This is a genomic window from Arthrospira sp. PCC 8006 (assembly GCF_046480465.1).
In the GTDB taxonomy this organism is placed as follows: Bacteria; Cyanobacteriota; Cyanobacteriia; order Cyanobacteriales; family Microcoleaceae; genus Limnospira; species Limnospira platensis.
The window spans coordinates 1-9,498 of record NZ_PKGG01000205.1 but is presented as its reverse complement, the minus strand read 5'-3'; the positions used below and the strand labels follow the sequence as shown (position 1 = coordinate 9,498).

General features: G+C 46.0%; 8 protein-coding genes and 1 pseudogene. 5 read left to right on the top strand and 4 right to left on the bottom strand.

Annotated elements, in window-relative coordinates; all coding sequences use genetic code 11:
- Positions 1-327: pseudogene (locus B9T16_RS22105) on the bottom strand (RNA-guided endonuclease TnpB family protein); the annotation flags it as partial.
- 50 nt (positions 328-377) lie between these two features.
- On the opposite strand from B9T16_RS22105, the gene B9T16_RS22100 reads away from it, so the two are divergent.
- The 4 genes from B9T16_RS22100 (at position 378) to B9T16_RS22085 (ending at position 6,639) form a co-directional block, all read left to right on the top strand.
- Complete coding sequence (locus tag B9T16_RS22100) at positions 378-644, top strand: hypothetical protein (RefSeq protein WP_317270952.1); 267 nt, start codon at positions 378-380, stop codon at positions 642-644.
- Positions 645-1,085: 441 nt separating this feature from the next.
- The gene (locus B9T16_RS22095; RefSeq protein WP_410245776.1) at positions 1,086-1,649 is read left to right on the top strand and encodes a PadR family transcriptional regulator; all 564 of its coding nucleotides are present in this window, start codon (positions 1,086-1,088) and stop codon (positions 1,647-1,649) included.
- Positions 1,650-1,734: 85 nt separating this feature from the next.
- Positions 1,735-3,312 (top strand): efflux RND transporter periplasmic adaptor subunit, encoded by a 1,578-nt coding sequence (locus B9T16_RS22090; protein ID WP_410245775.1) that lies wholly within the window; start codon positions 1,735-1,737, stop codon positions 3,310-3,312.
- A gap of 42 nt (positions 3,313-3,354) precedes the next feature.
- Positions 3,355-6,639, top strand: coding sequence for an efflux RND transporter permease subunit (locus tag B9T16_RS22085; RefSeq protein ID WP_410245774.1), 3,285 nt, complete (start codon positions 3,355-3,357; stop codon positions 6,637-6,639).
- A gap of 15 nt (positions 6,640-6,654) precedes the next feature.
- On the opposite strand, the gene B9T16_RS22080 is transcribed toward B9T16_RS22085, so the two are convergent.
- Together B9T16_RS22080 and B9T16_RS22075 are read right to left on the bottom strand one after the other, a co-directional pair.
- Positions 6,655-7,269, bottom strand: coding sequence for a TMEM165/GDT1 family protein (locus B9T16_RS22080; RefSeq protein ID WP_410245773.1), 615 nt, complete (start codon positions 7,267-7,269; stop codon positions 6,655-6,657).
- Positions 7,270-7,463: 194 nt separating this feature from the next.
- A complete protein-coding gene (locus tag B9T16_RS22075) occupies positions 7,464-7,640 on the bottom strand; it encodes a hypothetical protein (RefSeq protein WP_410245772.1) in 177 nt (58 codons plus the stop codon).
- A 40-nt stretch (positions 7,641-7,680) separates the two neighbouring features.
- On the opposite strand from B9T16_RS22075, the gene malQ reads away from it, so the two are divergent.
- The gene (malQ, locus tag B9T16_RS22070) at positions 7,681-9,198 is read left to right on the top strand and encodes a 4-alpha-glucanotransferase (RefSeq protein ID WP_410245771.1); all 1,518 of its coding nucleotides are present in this window, start codon (positions 7,681-7,683) and stop codon (positions 9,196-9,198) included.
- Positions 9,199-9,217: 19 nt separating this feature from the next.
- Here the strand turns inward: malQ and B9T16_RS22065 are convergent.
- Positions 9,218-9,498: DUF4115 domain-containing protein (locus B9T16_RS22065; protein WP_410245770.1), on the bottom strand; the 281-nt coding region annotated here is incomplete at its 5' end.

The window sequence follows — 9,498 nt, the reverse complement described above, 5'->3', positions numbered from 1 at the left end:
GTACTCGACAGAACGACTATTTTTCTTGAACCTGGGATATCCTTTCTTGCCGGGAACTTGCTGGCGGCAGTTTTCAAAAAAACGAGAAATTGAAGACCAGGCACGTTCGGCCGAAGCTTGACGAGCCGTACTGTTGAGTTCTCGAACCAAGTCATACTCTCGAGCAAGGACTCGACAGTATTTGTTAAGGTCGTATTTGTTAACACCTCGGTTGTCCATCCAATAGCGCAGTGCTTTGTTGCGAACGAATTGTGCGGTTCGGATCGCTTCTTCAATCGCTGCGTATTGGTGGGACTTCCCTTTAACTTTGAACTCGAGAACAAGCATGGCTCGAACAGACTCTATGCTGTTCACCATAGCACAAAATGCTTGGCTAAGTGAAAGCCGCCCTAGAAGGGCGGGGTTTTAGACCCATGATTTTTGATAAATTGGCGATCGAAGTATTAGGCAAAAATGCGGCTTCGGAAAAGTATCAATCTCTAGCTGATAGTTTTTTGGGACGGGAGGGAGTAGAAATACTTGACCCTACCAATTTGACTGGGGAATGCGATCGCCGCCAAGAGTTTGTGGAGGAGTTTAAATCCACTGTAGACCGGGTGCTGTCTATTAGCAACGCCCGCACTTTGATTAACATTCCTGATTAGCCTATTTATTATCGAGCATCAATAATTAGGTGCTGGTCTCTCGAAAAACTCTAAATTTATGGCTCAGAGATGGATCTTCTAGGCGAAGCATACCATCTCGCTTATATGGCTTAAAGTTTAGCGGTCAACGATTAATCTTTAATCCTCAACCCTTAAACCTTAGACCATTAACCCTCAACTAATAAAAGTTAAACCTCGATTAAATCCTGGGGTTTGGTTATGGGTTCCATAAAACCTTGAGTTTATCCACCAGGCTGGGAGGTCAGCACCTTTTTATGAGATGATTGATACTGTTTTTTGGTGGTTGGTATGAGTCGATCTGGGGATACAGAGGGGGACAGAAAATCTTATACTCAAGGCGATCGCCAATTTTTATAGCCTATTTGTTGACTCGTAGGCGAAAATTGGCTATATTGTCAACACAAGTATCAATTTGATATAATGTTGGAACTATCTGCATTAGGACTACTACAGCGCGAACCTTTACACGGCTACCGACTGAAGCAGCGCCTAGAGCTGTTTATGGGAAGCTGTATCAGCGTTAACTATGGTGCAATTTATCCCTTGCTGAAACGTTTGGAAGAACGGGGATATATTCAAGTTATCCTAGAAGAGGCAGGGGACGCAGGTTCGAGTCGGAAGGTTTATGGTATTACCGCCGCCGGGCGTGAGCGATGGTTATACAAAATGCTAGAACAGCCGCAAGAGAGTTGGGTTAAAAGCCGTTCTAGGTTTCTAATTAAGTATTTCTTTTTTAGTGACTTAAGTATACAAAATCGCCTGAGATTGTTAGAATATCGCCTCAGAGCTTGTCAGCAAAGGATGGCATATCTGAACCAGAAAGAGGTTGAATATGTGCCGGTTGACTCCTATCAATCAGATATTTGGCAAAGGGCGAAGTTTTTGTTAGATTCAGAGTCTAAATGGCTCGAAAAAACCTACGATAATTTGCAACAAGAACTAGGGGGTGGTGATTCTCTATCTTCAGACAGATCACAATTGTGAATAGCCGAGATCTACAATGGCAGTAGACTAGGGAATTGACAGTAAAATTTTGCCGCCAACAATTATAATCATACTACAATTTATTATGTCTTATCCATCATCAACAGAATCATCAAACTCGAATTATCATCAGTCGGTCGTGGAAGTTGAGGGGAGTGGTGAACATTCGCCAATAGAAAACCAAAATCAGATAGAAAGCGATCGCCATTCGGAATCAGAACCTAGTAATAAATCGGGTTGGGTATCAGTGACCGTAGGAATATTACTAGCCCTAGGAGTAGGCTTTGCTGGGGGTCAGTGGTGGTACTCCAGTAAAGCGCAAGCGGACACTACCCCAGCGGCGGCGAGTAATTCCCCCCAAAGACCGAGGGGAGTTCCGGTGAGAGTCACCAGCATAGAAACTAGGAACTTTCAGGATGCTGGGGAATTTGTGGGGACTCTGGAAGCGCGGGAGTCGGTGGAAGTAAGATCGGAAATAGAAGGGAGAATCACGCAAGTATATGTTAGGTCAGGGGAGATGGTAAATCAAGGGCAGGCGATCGCCCGTTTAAGAAGTGATGACCTAGAAGCGCAACTACGACAAGCCCAAGCCAACCTAGTGCGAACCCAAGCCAGAGTAGCAGAATTACAAGCCGGAAGTCGCCCGGAAGAAATTGCGGAAGCCCGTGGGAGATTAGCGGAATCTGTCGCCCGTCTAAATGATGCTCAATCTGGTAGTTTACTAGCAGAAATCAATCAAGCCCAAGCCCAAATAGATGCCAATATAGCAGCAGCAGAGTTAGCGGAAAAACGGGTAACTAGATTTCAAGAACTCACGGAAGCCGGGGCAATTTCCAGAGATGAATTTGATGCTTTAGTGTCGCAAAAACAAACCGCCCAAGCGAATCTGAGAGCTGCCGAAAGACGACTAGAACAATTACAGCAAAATCGCCAATCAGAAATAGCCCTGAGAGAAGCGGGAGTCGAACAATCTCAACAGGCGTTAAGACGCTTAGAAAGTGGCACGAGACCCCAAGAAATCGACCAAGCGGAAGCCCAAGTAGCGGAAGCCGCCGCCCGTGTTCGCCAGTTAGAAGTGCAGCTACAAGAGACGACTGTACAAGCACCTTTTACGGGGATAGTTGGTGATGTGACAGCGAGACCGGGAGACTTTGTTAACCGGGGTGCGACCTTAACCAGTCTGACAGAAAACGATCGCTTAGAACTGAGATTATCTATTCCCCTAGAACGCCAAGGCGACCTACGGGAGGGACTAGCAGTAGAAATGCAGGACCCCCAAGGTCAACCTATCGGAACCGGACGCATTAGCTTTATTTCCCCCACGGTAAATCCTAATTCTCAAAGTATCTTAGCCAAAGCCACATTTACTAATCCTGACGGACTGCTCCGCACAGGTCAATTCGTGAGGGCGCGGGTAATTTGGAATGAAAAACCGAACACAGTAGTTGTACCGATGACCGCCGTACAATTTTCTGGAGATGAAAGGTTTGTATTTACCACGGAAGGGGGAGAAAATCCCACCGCGAAAAGGCAGGTAATTCGCTTAGGTTTAATTAGAGACCAATATGCGGAAGTGGTGGAAGGTTTACGACCCGGTGAACAACTGATAGTTTCCGGGATTCAAAGACTGTCAGATGGTGCTGCTATCAATCCTCAAAATTAACTGGGGGCGAGAATCATAGCCAATAAGTAGTGAGGGTAAATTGTGTTTACAAATTTCTTTATTAAACGTCCAGTTTTTGCCACTGTCTGTTCCCTGGTAATCATCCTAGTGGGTTTTGTGGGATTTACCCGACTACCTGTGCAAGAATTTCCGAGCATTGATCCTCCGGTTGTCAGAGTTAGGACTACCTATCCGGGGGCGAATGCGGAAGTAGTCGAAACAGAAGTTACGGAAATTCTGGAGGCGGCTATTAACGGGGTTCAAGGACTAAGAACGATGACCTCCTCCAGTAGAGAGGGGCTAAGTTCTATCAATGTTGAGTTTGAATTGGAACGGGATTTAGAAGTAGCCGTCCAGGATGTTCTCTCCCGTGTGTCTAGGGCGACGGGGCGACTACCTTCTGATGTGAATAACCCGGTAGTTTCTAAGGATGGTAGCGACGACGATCGCATTATGTGGATTGCCATATATGGCGATCGCTTTAGCACCTTAGAACTCAGTAATTATGCCGACCAATTCCTGAGAAATTCCCTAGAAACCGTTAACGGAGTCGGCAGTATTTTCATAGGTGGGGAACGTCGCTACGCCATGAGAATTTGGCTAGATGCCAAACGTATGGCAGCCCGTAATGTGACCCCCCTAGACGTAGAAAATGCCCTACAGAGACAAAACGTAGAAATCCCTAGCGGTCGCATCGAAGGGGAGACCATGGAATTTCCCGTCCGCACCCTAGGAAGACTACAAAACCCCCCTGAATACGAAGACCTAATTATCAGGCGCAACCCCGACGGTACACAAATACGCATCGGAGATATTGGCTATGCAGAAATCGGCGCAGAAAGCGATCGCACCATTGCCAGATTCAGGGGTCAACCCGCCGTTACCATAGGAGTTAGTAGACTTTCCGACGCGAACCTTTTAGAAGTAGCTACAGGGGTGAAGGAAAGAATGAAAGAACTTTCCCAAAACTTCCCCGACGGCATGAGTTATACCGTAGCAGTAGACTACTCGGAATTTGTGCAAGTTGCCATTGATGAAGTATGGCAAAGTCTCCTGTTAGCCATATCCCTGGTGGTATTAGTTATCTTCCTATTTCTGAAAAACTGGCGGGCTACCCTAATTCCCACCATCACCATTCCCGTCTCATTAATCGGCGCATTTGGTGCCATGTTTTTTCTGGGATTTTCGATTAATGTCTTGACCCTATTTGCCCTAACTCTAGCCACGGGATTAGTGGTAGATGATACCATTGTGGTTTTAGAAAATATCGTCCGCTATATTGACGAGAAGAAAATGCACCCTTTCCAGGCTGCCATTCATGCCATGGGCGAGGTTGTCTTTGCTGTAATTGCCACTACTGTGGTGCTAATTGCCGTATTTGTGCCCGTCAGTTTTTCCGGGGGAGCCACCGGACAAATTTTTAATGAATTTGCCATCACCCTAGCCATTTCTGTGGTGTTCTCATCCTTCGTTGCTCTCACCTTAGCGCCCGCTGTTTCGGCGATTATCTTAAAACCATCCCACAGCAGTAACAACCTGTTGATGAGGCTGCTATCAGCCCCTCTGAACGCCTTTGATTGGCTCCTCGATCGCATCGCCAATATCTATGATGCCAGCCTGCGATTATTGATATCATTTAAACCTGTGATTTTGCTGGGTTTTGTAGCATCTCTAGGCCTCACAGCTTGGCTATTTGTACAATTGCCTCAAGGGTTTTTGCCAACGGAAGATAGGGGGCGAATTTTTGTGCCGATTAATGCTCCCGAAGGTGCAAGCATAAACTATACCAATAATGTGGTTAGGGAAGTTGAAGAAATCTTAGCTGATGTGCCGGAAATGCGGGCATTTTTTACCCTAACCGGATTTGGGAGAGGCGCAGCCCAAGCTAACCGAGGCTTTGCTTTTACTAGCCTTGTCCCCTGGTCAGAACGTACAGAACCGGAACAGTCTCAACAGGCGATCGTCCGACGTTTATTTGGCAAGTTTTCCCAAATTACCGATGCCATGGTATTTGCCATTAACCCGAGTTCACTACCAGGGAGTCGCCTCGGTCAACCTGTACAATTTGTGCTTCAGGGAAATGATATTACCGAGTTAGCACAAGTTTCTGAACAATTGGCTATGGCGGCGAATGAATTACCTCAATTAGTGAATATGGACACCGATTTAAAGCTGAATAAGCCGGAATTAGTCCTAGAGGTAAATAGAGCCCAAGCTGGAAATTTGGGGGTTTCTGTGCAAGAAATAGCCCGGACTTTGCAAATTATGTTGGGTGGTCGGGAAATTACCAATTTTAACCAGGGAAATCAACGTTATGAAGTGATAGTTAGGGGACAGTCGGAATTTCGGGCTAGTCCTGAAGATATTGGGGAAATATCTGTGCGATCGGAGTCCGGTCAAATGATCCCCCTCAGTAATTTGGTGACTATCCGTGACTCGACTCTACCACCACAAATTAACCACTTTAACCGCTTCCGGTCGGCGACTTTAGAAGGTAGTGCCGCCCCTGGATATAGTCTCGGTGAAGCCTTGGAAGCTCTCCAAGATTTAGCCGATCGCACTATTCCTGATACCATGAGAACAGACTTAGCTGGAGAGTCCCGCGAGTTTAGTCAGGCTGGAGATGCGACAATTTACATTTTCGGGTTGTCCCTAGCGTTTATTTTCCTAACTTTGGCGGCGCAGTTTGAAAGTTTTGTCGATCCATTGGTGATTTTATTAGCCGTCCCCCTATCCCTATTAGGTGCTTTTGGGGCGCTATGGTTGGCGGAATTGGAGTTAAATATTTATAGCCGCATTGGTTTGATTATGTTAATCGGACTTTCGACTAAAAACTCGATTCTCATTGTGGAATTTGCTAACCAACTGCGGGAAATGGGGCGGTCTATTAGTCAGGCGGCGATCGAAGCTGGAAAAGTCCGATTTCGCCCCATTTTGATGACGGCTTTATCAACTATTTTTGGGGTGATGCCTCTGGCTTTTGCGACGGGTGCGGGTGCGGTTAGTCGGGTTTCTATTGGTATGTCAGTAATGGGAGGAATGCTGGTTTCCACTCTACTGAGTTTGTATATTGTGCCAGTGTTTTATATCATTGCGACCACTTTACAGTCCCGTTTAGTTGGTGACAAACACCCCGCAGCCCGTCAGGTTTCAGAGCCTGTTTATTATGCCCCGGAAAATGCCAATGGTAACGGTTACACTATCATAACTGGCAATGGTAATGGCAATGGTAATGGTAATGGCAATGGCAATGGCAAAACCAAAACCACTGTTAATAAACCTGTAGAAACAGCCCCCAAATCCAGTCATGATAGTTCCCAAAACTGATTAAACCGAAACGGTTTAGACACCATTAATTAAAGCCACCAAGCCGAAAACAATAAATAAACATCCACTGGCGGCGGTAATGGTGCGTTCAGAAATGCGACCGGCAATTATGCGGCCTCCTAAAACGGCGATCGCTGCCGAGATACTATGCCCTAAAATCACCCCGGATATTACTCCCACGGGGTGATAAGTGGCTGCTAAAGCAATGGTAGCAATCTGAGTGCGATCGCCCCACTCCCCGATAAAAGTTAAAGTAAACGCTTCCAGCAATATCCCCAGCTTCGACTTCTTTTTAGCTAAATTCGACCCAGCCACCGCCTTCATAGCCTCCTCTTCTTCCTCACCACAGGACTGAGAGGATGGCATTTGACTAGCTTGGTATAACAATTTAATTCCAAATACACTAAACAGGAAAATGGTCGCCCAGTGGAGATAACTAGGCGGCAAGAAAGCCACCACTCGACCCATAACGACAGCAATAATTGTCATAGATGCCAAAGCTGCTATCACCCCGGCAAAAACCAGCCTTCTGGGGTATCGCATTGACAAAATAGCAGCGATAAAAAAGGTTTTATCACCTAATTCCGACAAGCTAATCAATAAAAGTCCCGCTGTAAATGCAGTTAACATATTATCAGTATTTCCTCCCTTAGAATAGATAGGACAGGGGGGCATCTAAGAACAGCCCCAGGTTATTATATCATTAATTAGATGAAGATTTCCGGTTAAATTGGAGGGGGATATATCAAGAGCAAATTTCATAAATTAATCATATTGCCTTCATTCCACTTTCATATTTTCCGAAATCCGATAATATCAACCCATTACAAATGAGTAAGATGATAGTGATTATGGAGAGTCCCCCTACCAGAACCGAGAGCGATCGCAGTAGGTTGAGCCTTGAATTGTGCCAAATCCGTCCCTAGCAGGAGTAAAATGGTAAAGAGGGAATGGTATTCTCGGCAGGTGGCTCCAGAAGCTGTGCCGAGAGGACAAGCCACCCTGCCACCAGTGGAAACAATTATATCTTTTAGGTTTCTTATGTCATTTCAGCCCAGATCTAGCGGCATTTTACTACACCCTACCTCCCTGCCAGGTCGATATGGCATCGGGGATATAGGACCCAATGCTTATCAGTTTGTGGACTTTCTCAGAGACAGTCACCAACAGCTTTGGCAAATCCTGCCCCTAGGTCCAACCGGGTTTGGTAATTCTCCTTACCTTTCCTATTCCGCCTTTGCGGGAAATCCTCTGTTAATCAGTCCTGATATGTTAGCCGAGACAGGACTACTGACCAAAAAAGATTTAGACAAAATCCCCACCCTACCTACAGATATGGTGGATTTTGACCGGGTAAAAGAACTGAAAACCCCCCTATTTCTCAAAGCCTTCCAGAATTTTCGGAAACAGGAACCATCAGACCTTCATGGAGAATTTGATGAGTTTTGCCGCCAGAAAAGCTACTGGCTAGATGACTATGCGTTTTTTATGGCTCTCAAAGATGCCCAAGGCGGAGCCAGTTGGCACACTTGGGATGATGAAATTTCCCGGCGCAAGCCAGAAGCGATGAAAAAATGGCAGGAAAAACTGGGCGAAGAAATCTTTTTCCATAAGTATCTGCAATTTACCTTCAATCGTCAGTGGGCGAATTTGAAGCGCTACGCCAACGAACAAGGAATCCAGATTTTTGGGGATTTGGCGATTTATGTAGCCCATGATAGTGCTGATGTGTGGTCTCATCCTGAAATTTTCTGTTTGGACGGAGAAACCGGAGAAGCGTCTTTAATGGCAGGAGTCCCACCAGATTACTTTAGCGAAAGTGGGCAACTGTGGGGTAATCCGGTTTATAACTGGGATCGCCTTAAACAAAATGGGTTTGATTGGTGGGTGCATCGTATTCAATCGATGTTGGATTATGTAGACCTAATTCGGATTGATCATTTCCGGGGTCTGGAGTCTTTTTGGGCAGTTCCCCAAGGCGAAACTACTGCTATCAATGGTGAGTGGGTAAATGCACCGGGAGAGGATCTATTCCACACGATTGAGGAAAAGTTAGGGCGGCTGCCGATTATTGCTGAAGATTTGGGGATTATTACGCCAGAGGTGGAAGCCTTGCGGGATAAATTTGAGTTACCTGGTATGAAGGTGCTACATTTTGCATTTGATTCGGGACGGGATAACCCCTATTTACCCTATAACTACACTTCCCCTAATTGGGTGGTGTATACGGGAACCCATGATAATGATACGACTGTGGGCTGGTTTAATAATCGATCGCTTAAACAACAAGCCTATGTAACTCGTTATTTGGGTTATTTAGGTGAGGTGCTAAATGATGGCATTCACTGGGATATGATTCGGCTGGCTTTGTCATCGGTGTCTAATCAGGCAATTTTGCCCCTACAAGATGTGGTGGGATTGGGAAGTGAGGCTAAAATGAATAAACCCAGTACCGCTGAGGGTAACTGGGCTTGGCGTTGTGAACCTGGGTTGCTAACTGATGAAATTGGCGATCGCCTGAAGTTCTGGACAGATACCTACGGACGCGCGCCTAGATAATCCTAGATAATAAGGTGAACTAGGAACTGGGAAGATCGGCGGTTTCGTCGCTATTCCCAGCCTTAAATACGGCTTCCTGGACCATTCCTGGTTCCCCTAAGCGTCTGGCTTCGCCGTTGTTGACTTTCACCAATACGCCCCCGGCATTTCCGGCTACTACTACCACTTGGGTTTTAGCTTTCCAGGTTTTTTKAGTGCCACCGGGTAATATTCCCTGAAATTCGGTTTTTACGTCTATTTCCATCAGTACCCAAGACTCGTCCTTAACCACTATTCCCACTTCAACATCTTGGCTAATAG